This is a genomic window from Modicisalibacter xianhensis, assembly GCF_900113605.1.
GTDB classification, from domain to species: domain Bacteria; phylum Pseudomonadota; class Gammaproteobacteria; order Pseudomonadales; family Halomonadaceae; genus Modicisalibacter; species Modicisalibacter xianhensis.
The window spans coordinates 169,357-187,287 of the sequence record NZ_FOPY01000006.1 but is presented as its reverse complement, the minus strand read 5'-3'; the positions used below and the strand labels follow the sequence as shown (position 1 = coordinate 187,287).

The following is a 17,931-nucleotide window of genomic DNA, read 5'->3' as shown; positions in this document are numbered from 1 at the left end:
CTCCCCTGCGCCTGCCCGCGTCATACTTCCCCCACCGGTATCGGATCCTCGTGGGCGGCCCGCGCCCGGTGCGAGATGCCGCGCTCGAACTCGTCCCGGAAATGCTTGATCGCCGACTGCAGTGGCATCGCCGCCCCGGGTGCGTGGGCACAGAACGTCTTGCCCGGCCCCAGCTTGACGGCAAGATCCTCGAGCAGTTCGATATCGCCCTGCTCGCCCTCGCCGCGCTCGATCGACTGCAGGATCTTCACTACCCATGGCAGGCCATCGCGGCATGGCGTGCACCAGCCGCACGACTCGCGGGCGAAGAACTGCTCTAGATTGCGCAGCAACGCCACCACGCTTTGCTCCTCGGTGACCACGGTCAAAAGCCCGGTGCCCATGCGGCTGCCGTATTGGCCGACAGTGTCGAAGTCGAGCGGCAGCTCGAGATGTTCCGGCAGCAGAAACCCGGTACTGCCGCCACCCGGCAGCCAGGTCTTGAGCGCCTTGCTATCGCGGATACCGCCAGCTAGGTCGAGCAATTCCTGGCCGGTGGTGCCGATCGGCAGTTCCCAGAGACCGGGCTCATTGACCCGCCCGGACACGCCATAGAGCTTGGTACCCCCGTCGTCACTGCGGCCGCCGGACAGGCCCTGATACCACTCGACACCGTGGCGCAGGATCGCCGGCACGTTGCATAGCGTCTCGACGTTGTTGACCACGGTGGGCTTGCCCCAGGCCCCGGACTGGCCGGGAAAGGGGGGCTTGGCGCGCGGATTGGCGCGGCTGCCCTCCAGCGAGCTGATCAGCGCAGTCTCCTCGCCGCAGATGTAGCGCCCGGCCCCGGTGTGCAGGGCAATGTCGAAGTCGAAGCCGCTGCCGGCGATATCCTTGCCCAGCCAGCCGGCGGCGCGTGCTTCCTCCAATGCTTGCGTCACGGCACGGGCCGCCTCGACGTACTCGCCACGCAGGAAGATGTAGCCGTAGCGCGAGTTGTTGGCATAGCCACCGAGGATCATGCCCTCGATGAGCAGGTGCGGCTGCTGTTCGAGCAGCAGGCGATCCTTGAAGGTGCCCGGCTCCATCTCGTCGGCGTTGCACACCAGATAGCCACGCGGGATGCCCTCGCCCTTCATGGTCAGGCTCCACTTCATGCCGGCCGAGAAACCGGCCCCGCCGCGGCCGCGGACATTGGCCTCCTTGACCTGATCGATCACCTCGTCGGGCGACTGCCTGCCAAGCACCTCGCGCACGGCGGCGTAGCCATCCATGTCGAGGTACTCGTCGAACCCGAGCGGGCGATTGTCATCGTGCAGACGCCAGGTCAACGGGTGGGTCTCGGCGCGCCGCTCGGCGGCCGCCTGGCGTAACTGGCAGCGATAACGCAACGAAGTGCGAAGCGAAGAGCGACTTGCCGTCATGCGTAGGCCTCCAGCAGCTCGGCCACATCGTCGGGTTCGACGGGGCCATAGGTGTCGTCATCGATCATCAGCGCCGGGCCGCGGTCGCAGGCGCCCAGGCAGCACACCGGCAGCAGTGTGAAGCGCCCGTCCGACGTGGTCTGGCCGAAGCGAATGCCGAGTACCTCCGCCAGCGCGTCATACAGCGCCTCGTAATCGGTGAGAAAGCACGAGCTGCTGTCACAGACCAGGATCACGTGGCGCCCGACCGGCTGGCGGAAGATCAGACTGTAGAAGGTGGCCACCCCCTCGACGTCGGCCGCTCCCACGCCCAGCACTGTCGCGATCGCCGGAATTGCCCCGTCGGGCACCCAGCCGTGGCGGCGCTGGACGATCTTCAGCGCCTCGATGCAGGCCGCCTGCGGCTGTTCATAATGGGCGAGTTCGTGCTCGATGGCGCGGCGGTCATCGCCATGCAGGACGAAGGCGTCGCCGTCAGTGGCGATGGTGGCGTCGTTACGGGTAGCGGCGGTCGAGTTCATGTTCAGCGGTCCACGTCGGCCATGACGAAATCGATACTGCCCAGGTGCGCGATCAGATCCGGCACGAAGCCACCGCGCATCACTGCCGGAATCTGCTGCAGGTGCGGAAAACTCGGCGTACGAATGCGCGTGCGATAGCTCATGGTGTTACCGTCACTGGTCAGGTAATAGCTGTTAATACCCTTGGTGGCCTCGATCATCTGCTGCGACTCGTTGGGCTTGAGCACTGGCCCCCACGACACCTGCAGGAAGTGCGTGATCAGCGTCTCGATGTGCTGCAGCATCTTGTCGCGCGGCGGCGGCGTGGTCAGCGGGTGGTCGGCCTTGTAGTCGCCGTCTGGCATGTGGTCGATACACTGCTGGATGATGCGCAGGCTCTGGCGCATCTCCTCGATGCGCACCTGGCCACGGTCGAAGACATCGCCGTTGCCCCCCAGCGGCACCTCGAAGTCGAAGTTCTCGTAGCCGGAATAGGGGCGCTGCTTGCGCAGATCGAAATTGCAGCCGGTGGCACGCAGGTTGGGGCCGGTCACCCCCCACTCCAGCGCCTCAGCCGTGGAATAGGCGACAACATTGCGGGTGCGCTCGCGGACAATGGCGTTTTCCATCATCGCCCGTTCGTATTCGGCCAGCCGCTTGGGCATCCAGTCGACGAATCCCTGCATCAGCCGGTCCCAGCCCTTGGGCAGGTCCTGGGCGACTCCACCGATGCGGAACCACGCCGGGTGCATGCGGAAACCGGTGATCGCCTCGATCACCTCGTAGGCCTTCTGGCGGTCGGTAAACGTGAAGAACACCGGTGTCATGGCACCAAGGTCCTGCAGGTAGGTGCCAAGGAAGAGCAGGTGACTGTTGATGCGGAACAGCTCGGCCATCATCACGCGAATGGTGCGCGCCCGGTCGGTGACGGTGATGCCGGCGAGCTTCTCCACCGCCAGGATGTAGGGCAGGTTGTTCATCACCCCGCCGGTATAGTCGACCCGGTCGGTATAGGGGATATAGCTGTGCCACGACTGGCGCTCGCCCATCTTCTCGGCACCGCGATGGTGATAGCCGATGTCGGGCACGCAGTCGACGATTTCCTCGCCCTCGAGTTGCAGCACGATGCGGAAAGCACCGTGGGCCGAGGGGTGGTTGGGGCCAAGGTTGAGGAACATGAACTCGCTGTCCTCGCCGCCGCGGCGCATGCCCCACGCCTCGGGATCGAACTTCAGCGCCTGCTGCTCCTTGTCCTGGCCCTCCACGGTCAGGGTGTAGGGGTCGAACTCGGTGGCCCGCGCGGAATGATCCTTGCGCAGCGGGTGCCCCATCCAGGTCGGCGGCATCAGGATGCGGGTCAGGTGCGGGTGGCCATGGAAGGTCACGCCGAACATGTCCCACACCTCGCGCTCGTACCAGTTGGCGTTGGGGTAGAGCGAGACGCTGCTGGGTACTTCCAGGTCGCTCTCGGCGAGCGCCACCTTGAGCATGATGTCGCGATTGCGCGAGACCGACAGTAGCTGGTAGAACACCGTGAAATCCGAATCCGGCAGACCCTGACGATTGCCGCGCAGGCGCTCATCAGTGGCCGAGAGGTCGAACAGCATATTGAACGGCTCGGGCATTTCTCGCAGAAAGCGCAACACGTCAATCAGGCTGTCACGCGCGACCCACAGCACCGGCATGCCGATCAGGGTGGCCTGCTCGACGAAGGCCCGCTCGCCGAAGCGCTGCATCAGGGCAACGACGACCGGATCGGCCTGCGCGTCGTTCGCGGTCGTATCATTGGGTGTGGCGACGCTCATGTCTCGTGCAGCTCTCCCTGCTCAATCCAACGATGTCTCAGATGCTGTCGGGGGTACGCAGCTCGGTGGTCTGAATGCGCTGGTCGCGCCATTTCTCGCGCTGCGATGGCATCTCGGCACGGTAGACGCCCTGATCGCCGACCACCCAGGACAGCGGCCGCCGCTCCTCTTGGATGGAGTCCTGCAACAACTGTAGTCCCTGCAGGAACGCTTCGGGACGCGGCGGGCAGCCCGGCACGTAAACATCCACCGGCAGAAACTTGTCGACACCCTGAACAACGGAATAGATGTCGTACATGCCGCCGGAGTTGGCACACGAGCCCATCGAGATCACCCACTTGGGTTCCAGCATCTGGTCGTAGAGCTGCTGGATGACCGGCGCCATCTTGATGAAGCAGGTACCGGCGATGACCATGAAGTCCGCCTGGCGGGGCGAGGCGCGAATGACCTCGGAGCCGAAGCGGGCAATGTCGTGGGGGGCGGTGAACGCCGTGGTCATCTCCACGTAGCAGCACGACAGGCCAAAGTTATAGGGCCACAGGGAGTTTTTTCGCCCCCAGTTGACTGCCGAGTGGAGCACTTCCTCGAGCTTGCCGGTAAACACGCTGCGATGGACCTGCTGGTCGAGCGGGTCCTCCACGCGCTGGCGTTCGCCCAGCGGATAGCGGGCGTTGTCCGCCGCCATCGCGTCATCGGCACGCGTTAGGGTATACGCCATGCGACTCCTCCCACGACAAGGCAATAAAACGATCGAAAGTGTTACGGATTCGAGCAAGTCCGGCCACGGTGTCAGGCCTCGCCATCCTGGCGCTTGCGACGCGCCGTCGGCGCCCAGTCCAGCGCCCCGACCCGGCTGTCGTAGACCAGCCCGGCCAGCAGGATGACGATGAATACCGCCGCGCCCCAGAAACCGGCCCAGCCGACCTCGCGCACGGAAACGGCCCAGGCGAACAGGAACACGGCCTCGATATCGAAGATCACGAAGAGCATCGCGACCAGGTAGAACTTGATGGAGAAGCGTTGGCGCGCACTGCCGGTGCCGATGATGCCGGACTCGAATGGCAGGGACTTGCTGCGACCGACGCTGCGACCGCCCAGCAGGCTGGCAGCGCCGATCATGAAAGCGCACAGGCCGATGACAGCGACCACGAAAAGTCCGACAGCCCAGTACTGGGCAATCAGCGCTGCGGCGTTCTGCTCCATACTCCTCCTCGTCAGGCCACGCGCATGGGCGTGGCCAGCCGTCTCGCGGCACAGGCGACTTCGTCGAATCGCCCTGTTCTCATTCGTCTGGCTTAAGCGTAGGAGATCATTAGAGATTTGTCAGAGGTCGGTAACGTGGCCGTGATACATCGAAATCATCTAGGCTATGGGGTTTCTGCAGGCCATTAAGATCACCGCAATGACCACATCTTCTCGTTCTCACATTCCGAATGTGCTGACCATTGCCGGCTCCGATCCCGCGGGCGGTGCCGGCATCCAGGCCGATCTCAAGACGTTCTCGGCGCTCGGGGCCTACGGCACCAGCGTGATCACGGCGTTGACTGCCCAGAACACACAAGGTGTGAGGGGCGTGCATCCGGTACCGGCCGACTTCATCGCCGCCCAGCTCGAGGCACTGCTCGACGACGTGCGCATCGATGCCGTCAAGATCGGCATGGTGGCCAGCCTGGACGTCGCCGAAGTCATTCGCGATGCGCTGCAACGCCAGCGCCCGCGCTGGGTCGTGCTCGATCCGGTGATGGTAGCCAAGAGCGGGGATATACTGGTCAACGACGCCGGCATCCAGGCGGTGCGCGACGTGCTGGTCCCGCTGGCCGACGTGATCACCCCCAACCTGCCGGAAGCCGCAGTACTGCTCGACCGTCCCCGGGCTTCGGACGCCGATGCCATGGAAGCCATGGTACCGGGCCTGCTGGCCTTGGGCGCGCCCAACGTGTTGCTGAAGGGCGGTCACCTTCAGGGTGAACGTTGCCCCGACCTGCTGGCTTCCGCGGCGGGCAGCAGTTGGCTGGAAGCGGAGCGCATCCCTACCGACAATCTGCACGGTACCGGCTGCTCGCTGTCTTCGGCGATCGCCGCCTGCCTGGCCCATGACGATGCGCTGGTCAGCGCCGTGCAGCGCGCCAAGGTCTGGCTGAGCCAGGCGCTGCATGAAAGCGAGCGCCTCGATGTCGGCAAGGGGCGCGGGCCGGTCCATCACTTTCACGCCTGGTGGTGAACACGGGCGAATCGCGTCACTTGCAGGACCAGCAGGGGCTGACCATGCTGAGGCTACGGTGCCCACCGTCAAGGCGCCAATGTAACCGGAGATGACCGAACGTCAACGACCCGGAGGGAACCGCCATGCCTCAGACGCTGCTGTTTGCCTGCGACCTGTCTGCCGAAAACCGTGCAGCGTTCGCCCGCGCCATACGCCTGGCCGTGGAGAATGGCGCTCAGTTGGATGTCCTGCATGTCCTGGACCCGCACCTGCCTCATCAGGCGCTTCGCGACCTCGAGATTGCGGTCGTCGAGGAAATGGAACGGCTGATGACCGACCTGCGCGAGGATTATGCCTTGCCGGCCCCACCCACCCTGATCCAGACCGTGGCCGGCGCGCCTTATGTGGAGATCGTCCGCGAGGCGCACGAGCGCAAGGCCGGTGCCATCGTGCTCGGCGCCCATCGCAAGCGCGGCCAGCCGGAGCTGGTCGGTGGCACCACATTGGCGCGGGTGCTGCGCGGCGCGCCCTGTCCGGTCTACCTGATCAGTCATGCCGCCAACCAGGAGTGGCAGGATGTGCTGGTGCCGGTGGACTTTTCCCTGGCTTGCCGCCATACCTTGCGCCAGACCCTGATGCGCTTTCCCGATGCCCGCCTGACCCTGCTGCACGCTTGGCATGTCCCGGGTGAGGAGGAGTTCGGTTCCAATAGCGGCTACGCTCAGTGGCGTGATCGCGAGGTGGAAAGGTTACGCCAGCAGATTCAGGGCGAGATCGATCAGATGATGAACGAGCTGGGTGACGTGCCCGAACTGGAACTGGAACTGGAGCGGGGCGAGCCCGGCGAGGTCCTGCTCAACCGCCTGCGCCGGCAGCCACCCGACCTGCTGGCACTCAACAGCCAGATGCGCCTGGGGCGTGACGGTCACCTGACCGAGCGCCTGCTGGCCGAACCGCACTGCGACATGATGGTGTGTCGCGCCTGGTAACCCCGATGTGCTGCAGAGACATGCTTCCATCGCTTCGATAAACGAAAAGGCCCGGCATGTGCCGGGCCTTGTTTATCATCTCATGCAGTGTTGGCGTCAACTTAGCTGCCGCTCTTTTCCTTCTCGGCCGCCTCGATGTCCTGCTGCAGCGTTTCAAGAATCTGCTTGCCGCGCTCGCCCGCCTGCTCGATGAAGGTATCGCGTACCGACATGCTCTTCTCACGGAAGGCATCGCGCTGCTCATCAGTCAGCGTGGACACCTGGATGTCGCTGTTTTCCTTGATGGTATTCAGGCGCTCTTCATTGAACTGGTCCTGCTTCTCGAAGATATAGCTGCGCAGGCCATCGGTCACTTCATCAACCATCTGCTGCTGATCTTCGGGCAGATTGTTGTAGAAGTCCTGGGCCGCCACCAAGGTAGTGATGAACTGGGCCTGCTTGGCCTCGATCATGTAATCCTGAACTTCGTAGAAGCTCATTTCCTCGATGGCGAAGACCGGGTTCACCTGCCCGTCGATCTGCTGGAGCTGCAGCCCCGAGTAGACTTCGGAATACGGCATCGGCGTCGGGTTGGCGCCATAGGCACGGTAGGACTCGACCAGGATCGGCGAGGTCATGGTGCGGATCTTGAAGCCTTCCATATCCTCCGGGGTCTGGATCTGGCGGTCGGCGGTCCACACCATCCAGCCTTCAGGAATCACCCCCAGCAATTCGAGGTTCTGCTCGTTATAGGCCTCCTGCAGCATGTCGATGGCCTTGGAACTGCCCAGTACCTGCTCGTTGACCTGATTGTCATCCGAGAACAGGAAATGCAGGGTGAACACGCCGGTTTCGGGAATCACCGAAGCCAGGTGACCGGGCGAGGCGAAGGCGAGCTGGATGGCATCCTGCTGCACCAGCTCGGTCAACTGCGATGACGTTCCCAACGTGCCGTATGGATAGATCTCGACCGTAATATTGCCGTTGGATTTTTCCTCGATGCGCTTCTTGAATTCTTCCGCATAGGCGTCCTGCACGCTGCCATCCACTTCCTCAAGAGCGAAACGCCAGGTTTCCGCTTGGGCTACGCTAGTAGTCATGGCACCAGCAGCGGCAATGGCGGCAATCAGGCCTGCTTTCTTGAACATGGTTGTTATCCCTTTTTCGAGGTGGTGTGATACATACATAACAGATCAACTAGCGTTTTTCCAAAACCTCATTATTTATCATTATGATAATAGTCAACATTCTGGAGCTTGCTTCCATTTTTTAGAACAAGGATCGCTCATGGCTACATCCAAAGAAGAACGAGAGCAATCGCTGAGTCATCTACCGCGGGGATTACTGGGTCTGGCTCACGGGCTCGACAAGGCGGACAGTGCCATGGCAGTGGTGGAACGCTGGCTGATCGCCGGCTGTGTCATTGGCATGGCCGTCGCCAGTTTTTCCAACGTCATCGGACGCAACCTCTTCAACTACAGCCTGCCTTTCACCGAGGAGATCATGCAGATCCTGCAGATCTGGCTGACATTCCTGGGGATCAGCTACGGTGCCCGGGTCGGTCGGCATATCCGGGTCACTGCGCTGCTCGACATGGTCGGAGAAACTTTCCGCAAATGGCTGCTGGTCGCAGGCCAGATCGTGACCTGCGCCTTGCTGGCCTGGCTGGCCTGGCTGGCATTCAAGTACGTGGGCAGCCTCACTGCTTCCGGACGCGTTACTCCGTCGCTGCGCTGGCCACTGGATGTCCTCTACTCGATCGTGCCCATCGGCCTGGGACTGGGCGCAATCCAGTTCTTCATGGCGATCATGCGCAACCTGCTGAGTCGCGGCGCCTGGATGTCATGGAAGACGCCCGAGATCGATGCCGAGAGCGGCGATCTCAGCGAAACCAGCCTGTAAGTCAGGGAACCAACAAGAACACGAGGATACTCGCCCATGTGGATTATGCTATTGATGGTCGGCCTGCTGCTGCTGGGTCTACCCATGCTGGTTCCGCTGCTTGCCGGCGCCTTCGCCATCCTGCTGAGCGGCTACAGCTTTCTCAAGCCCGAACTGGCCATCCAGCAGATGATCGGCGGGCTGCAGCCGGTGGTCCTGACCGCCGTGCCGATGTTCATCCTGGCAGCGGATATCATGCTCAAGGGCAGCACCGCCCAGCGCATGCTCGATGTCATAGAAAGCTTCGTCGGTCACTGGAAAGGTGGACTGCCGGTCACCACCGCCATGGGCTGTACCATGTTCGGTGCCGTTTCGGGCTCGACCCAGGCCACCGTGGTCGCCATGGGGCGTCCACTGCGCCCGCGACTGCTGGATGCCGGTTACAGCGACAAGTTCACCATCGCCCTGATCATCAATGCCTCGGACATCGCGCTACTGATTCCGCCGTCGATCGGCATGATCATTTACGGTGTGGCCACCGGTACCTCGGTGGGCGATCTATTTATCGCCGGCATCCTGCCAGGGCTGCTGATTCTGGTCCTGTTCTCGATTTACTGCATCTGGAAGTCCAACAAGCTGGGCATCGAGCCGCTGCCGCGCAAAAGCTGGGCCGAACGCTGGCATGCCGTCAAGCGCGCCAGTCTGCCGGCCGGCTTTCCGGTGATCATTATCGGCGGCATCTATTCGGGCATGTTCTCGCCCACCGAGGCCGCCACCGTGTCGGTACTCTATGCCCTGCTGCTGGAGATGGTCATCTATCGCGGCGTCTCTTTCAGCGACCTGCCCAAGGTGGCCTTCAGCACCGGCCTGATTACCGCCGTGGTGTTCATCCTGGTTGCGGCCGGTGCCGCCTTCTCGTGGATCATCTCGTTCGCCAAGATTCCCGACGCCATACTCGGCGGCTATATCCCGTTTCTGTCCGAGCACCCCTTTGCCCTGCTGATCGTCATCGCGGCAGCCTTCTTCGTCGGTTGCATGTTCGTCGATCCGATCGTGGTCATCCTGATCCTGTCGCCAGTGTTCGCGCCGGCCATCGAGACCGCCGGCCTCGATCCGGTGCACGTCGGGGTGCTGGTCACGCTGCAGGCTGCGATAGGTTCGGCCACGCCACCCTTCGGCTGTGACATATTCACGGCGGTGGCGGTATTCCGAAAACCCTACCTGGACATCATCCGCGGCACCCCGCCATTCATTGCCCTGCTGCTGCTGGCCACCGCGCTGATCATTGCCTTCCCGCAGATCTCGCTGTTCCTGCCCAATCTGGCCAACTGAGCCGAGTCATCGGCGTCATGCTACCCTCGTCTGCGGACGGGGGTTTTCTTTGGAGATACGATGAGAGCGTTGATACAGCGGGTCAGTCATGCCCGTGTGGATGTCGGCGGGCGAACGGTGGGTGCCATTGACCAGGGCTTGCTGGCCCTGATCGGCGTGGAGAAAGGCGATGACGAGGCGCGCGCCGACAAGCTGCTGCACAAGCTGCTGCATTATCGCGTGTTCGGTGACGACGCCGGCAAGATGAACCTCGATCTGCAGCAGGTCGACGGGGGGCTGCTGCTGGTGTCGCAATTCACCCTGGCGGCGGATACCCGCAAGGGGTTGCGTCCGAGCTTTTCCAGCGCCGCGCCCCCGGCCGAGGGCGAGCGCCTGTTCGAGTATCTGCTGACACGAGCGCGCGATACATGGCCTCACGTGGCCAGCGGCGAGTTCGGGGCCGACATGCAGGTGAGTCTGCTCAACGATGGGCCCGTCACGTTCCTGCTGGAAACCTGAGGCCGAGTCGAAGCAAGGAGGACAACAGTCATGGCCAGTTCGAGACTCGCCTTGATTACCGGCGGCGCCCAGGGGATCGGGCGCGGCATCGTCGAATACCTGCTGGCTCGCGGTTGGCGGGTCGCTGCCCTGGATCGCGATGGCGATGCGCTGGCCGAGTTGGATGCCGCGCATCCCTCGTCGCCGCTGCTGCCGCTGGTGGCCGACAATAGCCACGAGACCGAAGTGGATGCCGCCTTTACCCGCCTGCACGACTGGCAGGGCGTGGCCAACCAGCCACCCGGCCTGGATCTGCTGGTCAACAACGCGGGTATTGCCGATCCCGAAACTGGCCCGCTGGAGCGTCTTTCACTGGCCGACTGGCGGCGTTGGCAGGACAGCCACCTGACCGGCGCCTTCCTGTGCACACGCTCGGCGATACCTGATCTGCGCACCCGTCGAGGCAGTATCGTCAACATGGCATCGACCCGCGCCCTGCAGTCGGAGCCGCATTGCGAAGCCTATGCAGCCGCCAAGGGCGGTCTGCTGGCCATGACCCATGCCTTGGCCGTCAGTCTGGGTCCCGAGGTGCGCGTCAATGCCATCTGTCCGGGCTGGATCGAGACTGGCCCCTGGCAGAAGAGCAGCCAGCGCAGCACGCCGGTGCACCGCACCATCGACCGGGAGCAGCACCCCGCTGGCCGTATCGGTGAGCCCGAGGATATCGCCGCTGCCGTGGCCTTTCTGGCTGGCGACGAGGCCGGTTTCATCACCGGCCAGGAATTCGTCATCGATGGTGGCATGACCCGCAAGATGATCTACGCCGACTAGGCGTCCTTCTTGCCGAGGCTGCCAATGGCAGCCTCAGCGGTATTCGCCTTTCCTTCATTGCCGTCGGCGATGGGTCGTTCATCGTGGTTGGCAATCGTCATCATAGCCATTCTTCATGGGGCGAAGGTGGGAATCCTGGCGGTGAAACGCCATAATTCAACCACGGTTAACCTTATTCACTAGCCGACTAGATTTTGACGCAAGTTCACTTGCATAGCACGTTGCACGGCATCGGAGGGAAGGGCCGACGAATCCTGAACTACGGCGCCAGACCACCGATTACGGGAGGGCATTAGCAATGAAAGGCAATGTTCTGTTTCTCAAGGCACAGTGCTCCAAGTCCGAACAGGAGCTGCTGCGAGCACTACGGGCCATCAAGGAGGCCGATTCCCGGCCAACCGACGTGGAGGCCACCCTGAAGCGGATCGGCATTCATCCCGAGGCAAGCTCGCCTTTCGTCCAGTTGATCAAGAACGCGTTGGACAGCCGTGGCGAATTCGAACTGCTCGGCCCCAAGTCACCCTGCGTCTCGCACGATGAACTCGATCTGCTGGCCACCCTGAACTACTTCATGAAGCATGACGACACATCCTTGCCGGCGGGCGACTGCCTGACCCGCATGTCGACCTACATGCTTCGGTTGTTCAGGGATTGCGGCTCGACGCTGCGTGACACCGGTATCGCCCTGCGGGCACGCCCGGCTCCGTTCATGCGTCATCGCCACTGATTCACAAGGCACTTTTCCACAAGGCAGTTTGCGACCCCGCGACAGGCTGCCAATTCGGCAGACTGTCTTCTATTTCAGCCCCTGGTACTGATAGGCCATGGCCTTGCCACCGACGAACTGCGCCTGAATGAAGCGCACCTCGTCACCCCATAGGCAGTTGTCGATCATCACCGCGCCGGAACATTCGCTGGGCTCGCCAAGAATCGCCTCGACCTGTGCCCGGGTCATGCCCGCCTGAAGCTGCTCGTAGTTGTCCAGGGTCAGGCGGGAATCCTCGCAGCCAACCAGCCCGAGTGTGACGACCATGATTGCCGCCACCCACACGTTTCGCCTCATCGTCGGTCCTCGTCAATCGGCGGTAAGCTCGGTCTCGAGCTGTTCCAGTGCCTCTTCGGCCTCGAGCCAGGCCTGCTCGAGCGTGGCCAGGCGTGTCTTGAGCTCGCCCTGACGGGCCAGCAAGTCGGTCAACTCATCCTTGCGCGAGGCTTCGGTGTAGAGCTCGGCATCGCCCAGGCGTTCTTCTACCGTGGCCAGCTCGTCTCCCGTGCGGGTCATGTCTCGCTCTGTCTTGTCGCGCTCACGCTTGAGTGGGCGAAGCTTGTCGCGCAGCTCGGCGGCAGCACGCCTCGCCGCCTTGCGATCGACGGCCGGCGCGGTGTCCGCGGCCTTGCCTGAGCGTGCCTCGCGGCGCTCGCTCTCCAGGCGCGCCTTGAGCCAGGCCCGATAGTCCTCCAGGTCGCCATCGAACGGCGCCACCGTGCCATCGGCTACCCGCCAGAACTCATCGACCGTGGCGCGCAGCAAATGGCGATCGTGGGATACGATGATTACCGTGCCCTCGAAGCCGGCCAATGCCTCGGTCAGCGCCTCGCGCATTTCCAGGTCGAGGTGGTTGGTCGGCTCGTCGAGCAGCAGCAGGTTGGGCTTCTGCCAAGCGATCAGGGCCAGCGCCAGGCGCGCCTTCTCGCCACCCGAGAAGCATCCCACTTCGCCGAAGGCATCGTCGCCCTTGAAACCGAAGCCGCCCAGGAAGTTGCGGATCTCCTGCTCGCTGGCCTTCGGTGACAAGCGCTGCACATGCAGGAAGGGCGTGGCCGACAGGTCAAGCCCTTCGAGCTGGTGCTGGGCGAAGTAACCGATCGCCAGGTGCTCGCCGGCCACGCGCTTTCCGCCGAGCAGGGGTAACTCGCCGGTCAGCGACTTGATCAGCGTCGACTTGCCCGCGCCGTTGGGTCCCAGCAGGCCGATGCGCTGACCGGGCAGGATGGTCAGCTTGACGTCGTCCAGCAGCGGTGTGGTGTAACCCAGCGCCGCCTGGTCGAGGACCAGCAGCGGGTGCGAGGTCTTGTCGGAGGATGGCAGCGTGAAGTGAAACGGCGAATCGACATGGGCGACAGCGATGGTCTCCATGCGCTCGAGCATCTTGAGTCGGCTCTGGGCCTGGCGCGCCTTGGCGGCCTTGGCCCGAAAGCGCGCCACGAAGCGCTCGATCTCCTCGCGGCGCGCCTGCTGCTTGGCGGCTTCGGCCTGCTGCTGGGCGAGCTTTTCGGCGCGGGTGCGCTCATAGGTCGAGTAATTGCCGCGATACAGCACCAGGCGCTGCCGGTCGAAATGCACGATGTGATCGCAGACTGCATCGAGGAAGTCGCGGTCGTGGGAAATCAGCAGCAGCGTGCCGGGATAGCGGACCAACCACTGCTCGAGCCACAGCAGGGCGTCGAGGTCGAGGTGGTTGGTCGGCTCATCGAGCAGCAGCAGATCGGACGGCATGAACAGCGTACGCGCCAGGTTGACGCGCATGCGCCAGCCACCGGAGAACGCCGACAGGGGCTGATCGAGCTGGACCTGGGTGAAGCCCAGGCCCACCAGCAGTTGCGCGGCGCGGGCCGGCGCGCTGTAGCCGTCCAGCGCCTCGAGCTGGCCGTGCAGCTCGGCCTCGCGGTGGGCGTCGCCACGCTGGCGTGCCTCGTCGAGAGCGCGCTCGGTGCGGCGTAGCTCGACGTCGCCATCGAGCACGTAATCGAGAATCGAGCGGTCCAGCGCCTCGATTTCCTGGGCCATGTGAGCGATGCGCTGGCCACCAGACAGTTCGACCTGGCCACGATCGGGGGACAGCTCACCCAGCAGCAGCTTGAACAAGCTCGACTTGCCGGCCCCGTTGGGGCCGACGATCCCGGCCTTGTGACCATGATGCAGGGTCAGCTCGGCATCCTCGAAGAGGGGTTGGGTGCCGCGTTGCAGGGCCAGTTGGCGCAGTGCGATCATGCCGACTCCGAATAAAGCGATGAGGGAACGGCGGCGAAGGCCGCGCAGGCAATGAGTGACGATTCTACCCAATTATGGGATTACGCGCTGTCCCTGTATGGCCATGCCGAGGTGGCCGAGGCCTGCCTTGCCCTGCAGGACGAAGCCGGCGCAGACGTCTGCGAGCTGCTATGGGCCTGCTGGCTGGCCCGGCGCGGCTGGCGACCTGCCGATGATGTGTCGGCACAGTTGGCCGCGGTGCGTGACTGGCAGGCCCGCTACACATACCCGCTGCGGGCGCAACGCCGTGCGCTCAAGCCTGACGCCGCGCGTGACGAGAACGTGGCGCAGCTGCGCCAGGCAATCAAGCGGGCCGAACTAATGGCGGAGCGCGAGGCGCTGACTCGTCTGGCACGACTTGCCGAACCCCAACAGGGCGTGTACCGCATGCAGCCCGGCGACACGCTGGATGCCCAGTTGCGACGCCTGATCCCCATGCTGACCCTTGCGACCGAACCGGCGCTGGCCCAGCTGATCGCCGCCGCAAGTGCGGAACCCATGCCGCCCTGTTAGAGTCCCAAGGTTCCGGGCCGTTGCGAAACGGCCTGACAATAACGCAACCGCAGGCATATCGATTCCAGAGGAGCCTTATGAAAACCCTACTGACCGCCGCAGCCGTCACAGCGGCATTGAGCACCGCGCCGTTCGTGCTGGCCGCCCCCGAGAGCGACCAGGAAAAGCTCAGCTACAGCATCGGTGTCACGCTTGGTCAGAGCCTTTCGCAGGATGTCGAGAACCTTGATATCGACGCCTTCACCCAGGCCCTGGAAGACATCTACGCCGGTGACGAGCTGCAGATGAGCCAGGAAGAGATGGCTCAGGCCCTGACCCAGTTCCAGCAGCAGAAGATGGCCGAGCAGCAGGCCAAGGCCAAGCAGGCCGCCGAGACCAACAAGGCCGAAGGCGAGAAGTTCCTGGCCGAGAATGCCGAGAAGGAAGGCGTCAAGGTCACTGATTCCGGCTTGCAGTACAAGGAACTGAAATCCGGCGATGGCGCCACGCCTGGCCCCAAGGACAACGTTAAGGTTCATTATGAAGGCAAGCTGCTCGACGGCACTGTCTTCGACAGTTCCTACCAGCGTGGCGAGCCGGTCGAGTTCCGTGTCGACCAGGTGATCGAAGGCTGGCAGGAAGCCCTGCAGATGATGAATGTCGGCGACACCTGGATGATCTACCTGCCTTCCGATCTGGCCTACGGTCAGGCCGGTACCGGTGGCCCGATCGGCCCCAACGAGGCCCTGACCTTCAAGGTCGAACTGCTGGGTGTCGAATCGGCAGATGGCGATCAGGCCAGCGGTGGCAATGCCGAAAGCGACCAGGGCTGACCCGGCGTGAAAGCATCGGCTGTGCTCACGGCCCTGCTCCTGGCCCTGCCTGCCACGGCACTGGCCGAGCCCGAGGCGCAACCGGCGGCCTCGCTGCCGGTGCTGAACATCGAGCCTGACGCCATCAGCGTGATGGGCGTCTCGTCGGGCGGCTACATGGCGACGCAACTGGCCGTCGCCTGGCCGGCACGTTTCTCGGGGCTGGCGGTGTTTGCCGCCGGCCCTTGGGGGTGTGCCCGGGGCACGCTGTCCCTGGCGTTGACCCAGTGCATGCAGACCCGCCTCGGCCCCCCCGACCTCAATGTTCTCCAGCAACGTCATACGGATTATCTGCACGACGAGCGCGTCGGCGATCCCGGCGACCTGGCCAGACAGCGCGTCTATCTCTGGCATGGCGGACAGGACGACACGGTCGACCCGCAACTCGGCGCCCTGCTCGCCGAGCAGTATCGTACCTGGCTGGACGATCCCGAGTCACAGCTCAAGGAGGTAACGTCTCCCCGAGCCGCCCATGGCTGGCCGGTGTCAGCCTCGTCAGCGGCAGTCGACTGTTCCCAGGGCGGTAGTCCCCATCTGCTGGATTGTGACATGGACGGGGCCGGCCAGGCGCTGCAGTGGATTTACGCTAACGACCTGCAGCCACCCACAGGCGACGAACGCGGCATGCTGATGCCCTTCGATCAGGCACCGTTCTACGATGGGCGGCGGCTGGCCGAGACAGGCTATGTGTACGTGCCCAAGGCCTGCGAGGAAGGTGCACCCTGCGCGCTGACCGTGGCACTGCATGGGTGCGCAATGAGTGCCGAACAGGTCGGCGAGACGTTCGTCCGCGAATCGGGGCTCAATGCCTGGGCGGCGGCCAATCGTATCGTTGTCCTATACCCACAGGCGGAACCCAGCCTGCCCAACCCCAAGGCATGCTGGGACTGGTGGGGCTACGATGAAAGCAGCTGGCAGCGCGATCCGATCTACGATACCCGCCAGGGTCACCAGGTCCAGGCGATCAAGGCCATGGTCGATCACTTGGCCGGTACCTAGCGACGGCTTGGCTTCGCCTGTTACCGGTGGGCTGTCAGCACCTGGCCCAAGGCATCGCTCAACAACCCAGGCGTTGGCGAGTACATCACCCGTTCGAGAATCTCACCGTCGTTATCGACGATGAACAGCGAGGCGCTGTGATCCACGGTATAGCCCATCGCCGAATCGCCTGCATCCACCTTGCGCCAGGCCACGCCGTAGCGTTCGGCGATATCGGCCAGCTGTGCCTGGCTGCCTGTGGCACCGATGAACTGCGGCCCGAAGAAACCGACGTATTCCCGCAAGCGCGGCAGATCGTCTCGCGCCGGGTCCACTGAAATCAATAGCGGCACGACGCGCTGACGTGTCTCGGGGTCGAGCCGGGCCAGGGCCTGGCGCATGACCGACAGGCTCATCGGGCAGACATCGGGACAGTGCGTATAGCCGAAGAACACCACAGCCAACTGATCGTCATCGAGTTCGGAGAGAGAGAACTCGCCAACGGTCGACGGCAATTCAATCGGACCACCCTGCGGCAACCCGTCATCATCGCGAAGCAACTGCTGCAGCGCCCAGGCCAGGACCAATGCGGCAACCAGCGACGTGCCGCCCAGCACAAGCCAAGGCCAATGCCGCTTGAGTTTCCCTCTCATGACGCTCTCCGTCGGATGTCGACATCGAACCAACTGCCCTTGCGTCCGTCGGCGGTCTCGATCATCACCTGTGCGCGCCAGGGCATGAGGTCTTCGCTGCAGACGCCGAACTGCCCCAGCCCCCGAAAATGGCCGTTGCCCATGTCATCGAGGATATAGCGGTTCAGCCCCATGTTCATGTTGCGCCCCACGAACTCCACCACGACCTGCTCGGCCTCGATGCCGTGGAGGTGCACATCGATTTCCAGCGGCTCAAGGGGCTGCAGGTCGCTACCCAGTGACAGTCGCATGTCGGCATGCACGCCCAGGTCGGCCTGGCAGGCGCCACGGTGCAGGTCGCAAGGGACCTGGGGAGGATACCAGATGATGTCTTCGGTGCTGCCGCGCACGTAGTAATCGACCAGATACCAGAGCGCCACCACGATGGTGGCCAGCGTCACGATGATCAGGAGGTTGAGCAGCGGCGAGCGTGCGTTATCGTCGTCTTGACGGGACATGGCCATAC

The 17,931-nt window shown here is 63.5% G+C and carries 20 protein-coding genes; 10 read left to right on the top strand and 10 right to left on the bottom strand.

What is annotated here, in order from left to right:
* Positions 1–20: 20 nt before the first annotated feature.
* The 5 genes from nuoF to ndhC form a co-directional block, all read right to left on the bottom strand.
* Positions 21–1,403, bottom strand: coding sequence for an NADH-quinone oxidoreductase subunit NuoF (gene nuoF / locus BM194_RS08865; protein ID WP_177223371.1), 1,383 nt, complete (start codon positions 1,401–1,403; stop codon positions 21–23).
* Complete coding sequence (gene nuoE, locus BM194_RS08860; RefSeq protein ID WP_092845834.1) at positions 1,400–1,924, bottom strand: NADH-quinone oxidoreductase subunit NuoE; 525 nt, start codon at positions 1,922–1,924, stop codon at positions 1,400–1,402. Before nuoE ends, nuoF begins: the two co-directional genes overlap by 4 nt.
* A 2-nt stretch (positions 1,925–1,926) precedes the next feature.
* Positions 1,927–3,708 carry an NADH-quinone oxidoreductase subunit C/D gene (gene nuoC / locus BM194_RS08855; protein WP_092845832.1) on the bottom strand — a complete coding sequence of 594 codons (1,782 nt, stop codon included), beginning with the start codon at positions 3,706–3,708 and terminating at the stop codon, positions 1,927–1,929.
* Between the two features lie 37 nt (positions 3,709–3,745).
* Entirely contained in the window at positions 3,746–4,426 is a 681-nt protein-coding gene (locus BM194_RS08850; protein WP_092845830.1) for a NuoB/complex I 20 kDa subunit family protein, read from the bottom strand.
* Between the two features lie 71 nt (positions 4,427–4,497).
* Positions 4,498–4,911 carry an NADH-quinone oxidoreductase subunit A gene (ndhC, locus tag BM194_RS08845; RefSeq protein WP_092845828.1) on the bottom strand — a complete coding sequence of 138 codons (414 nt, stop codon included), beginning with the start codon at positions 4,909–4,911 and terminating at the stop codon, positions 4,498–4,500.
* A gap of 199 nt (positions 4,912–5,110) precedes the next feature.
* Here ndhC and thiD point away from each other — a divergent pair, with 199 nt between their 5' ends.
* Both thiD and BM194_RS08835 read left to right on the top strand, forming a co-directional pair.
* Positions 5,111–5,929: a bifunctional hydroxymethylpyrimidine kinase/phosphomethylpyrimidine kinase gene (thiD, locus tag BM194_RS08840; protein ID WP_092846030.1), complete on the top strand. Its 819-nt coding sequence runs from the start codon at positions 5,111–5,113 to the stop codon at positions 5,927–5,929.
* 125 nt (positions 5,930–6,054) lie between these two features.
* Entirely contained in the window at positions 6,055–6,900 is an 846-nt protein-coding gene (locus BM194_RS08835) for a universal stress protein (RefSeq protein WP_092845826.1), read from the top strand.
* A 101-nt stretch (positions 6,901–7,001) separates the two neighbouring features.
* Here the strand turns inward: BM194_RS08835 and BM194_RS08830 are convergent, their stop codons facing one another.
* Complete coding sequence (locus BM194_RS08830) at positions 7,002–8,027, bottom strand: TRAP transporter substrate-binding protein (RefSeq protein WP_092845824.1); 1,026 nt, start codon at positions 8,025–8,027, stop codon at positions 7,002–7,004.
* Positions 8,028–8,166: 139 nt separating this feature from the next.
* Between BM194_RS08830 and BM194_RS08825 the strand changes: the two genes are divergently transcribed.
* The 5 genes from BM194_RS08825 (at position 8,167) to BM194_RS08805 (ending at position 12,127) form a co-directional block, all read left to right on the top strand.
* Positions 8,167–8,781, top strand: a complete 615-nt coding sequence (locus BM194_RS08825) for a TRAP transporter small permease (RefSeq protein ID WP_177223370.1) — start codon at positions 8,167–8,169, stop codon at positions 8,779–8,781.
* Positions 8,782–8,817: 36 nt separating this feature from the next.
* Positions 8,818–10,092 (top strand): TRAP transporter large permease, encoded by a 1,275-nt coding sequence (locus tag BM194_RS08820; protein WP_092845820.1) that lies wholly within the window; start codon positions 8,818–8,820, stop codon positions 10,090–10,092.
* A gap of 60 nt (positions 10,093–10,152) precedes the next feature.
* Positions 10,153–10,590, top strand: coding sequence for a D-aminoacyl-tRNA deacylase (dtd, locus tag BM194_RS08815; protein WP_092845818.1), 438 nt, complete (start codon positions 10,153–10,155; stop codon positions 10,588–10,590).
* Positions 10,591–10,620: 30 nt separating this feature from the next.
* A complete protein-coding gene (locus BM194_RS08810) occupies positions 10,621–11,400 on the top strand; it encodes an SDR family oxidoreductase (RefSeq protein WP_092845816.1) in 780 nt (259 codons plus the stop codon).
* Between the two features lie 298 nt (positions 11,401–11,698).
* Complete coding sequence (locus BM194_RS08805; RefSeq protein WP_092845814.1) at positions 11,699–12,127, top strand: hypothetical protein; 429 nt, start codon at positions 11,699–11,701, stop codon at positions 12,125–12,127.
* A gap of 69 nt (positions 12,128–12,196) precedes the next feature.
* Here BM194_RS08805 and bamE read toward each other — a convergent pair whose 3' ends face one another.
* Both bamE and BM194_RS08795 read right to left on the bottom strand, forming a co-directional pair.
* On the bottom strand, positions 12,197–12,463 hold the full coding sequence (gene bamE, locus BM194_RS08800; protein ID WP_092845812.1) for an outer membrane protein assembly factor BamE domain-containing protein: 267 nt from the start codon (positions 12,461–12,463) through the stop codon (positions 12,197–12,199).
* A 12-nt stretch (positions 12,464–12,475) separates the two neighbouring features.
* Positions 12,476–14,392, bottom strand: coding sequence for an ABC-F family ATP-binding cassette domain-containing protein (locus BM194_RS08795; RefSeq protein WP_092845810.1), 1,917 nt, complete (start codon positions 14,390–14,392; stop codon positions 12,476–12,478).
* Positions 14,393–14,443: 51 nt separating this feature from the next.
* On the opposite strand from BM194_RS08795, the gene BM194_RS08790 reads away from it, so the two are divergent.
* The 3 genes from BM194_RS08790 (at position 14,444) to BM194_RS08780 (ending at position 16,794) form a co-directional block, all read left to right on the top strand.
* Positions 14,444–14,944, top strand: a complete 501-nt coding sequence (locus BM194_RS08790; protein ID WP_092845808.1) for a TIGR02444 family protein — start codon at positions 14,444–14,446, stop codon at positions 14,942–14,944.
* Between the two features lie 77 nt (positions 14,945–15,021).
* Positions 15,022–15,756 carry a BamJ family beta-barrel-assembly machinery protein gene (locus BM194_RS08785; RefSeq protein WP_092845806.1) on the top strand — a complete coding sequence of 245 codons (735 nt, stop codon included), beginning with the start codon at positions 15,022–15,024 and terminating at the stop codon, positions 15,754–15,756.
* A 6-nt stretch (positions 15,757–15,762) separates the two neighbouring features.
* On the top strand, positions 15,763–16,794 hold the full coding sequence (locus tag BM194_RS08780) for an extracellular catalytic domain type 2 short-chain-length polyhydroxyalkanoate depolymerase (RefSeq protein WP_092845804.1): 1,032 nt from the start codon (positions 15,763–15,765) through the stop codon (positions 16,792–16,794).
* Between the two features lie 20 nt (positions 16,795–16,814).
* Here BM194_RS08780 and BM194_RS08775 read toward each other — a convergent pair whose 3' ends face one another.
* Both BM194_RS08775 and BM194_RS08770 read right to left on the bottom strand, forming a co-directional pair.
* The gene (locus BM194_RS08775; RefSeq protein WP_092845802.1) at positions 16,815–17,426 is read right to left on the bottom strand and encodes an SCO family protein; all 612 of its coding nucleotides are present in this window, start codon (positions 17,424–17,426) and stop codon (positions 16,815–16,817) included.
* Positions 17,423–17,923: a hypothetical protein gene (locus BM194_RS08770; protein WP_092846028.1), complete on the bottom strand. Its 501-nt coding sequence runs from the start codon at positions 17,921–17,923 to the stop codon at positions 17,423–17,425. Before BM194_RS08770 ends, BM194_RS08775 begins: the two co-directional genes overlap by 4 nt.
* Between the last annotated feature and the right edge of the window lie 8 nt (positions 17,924–17,931).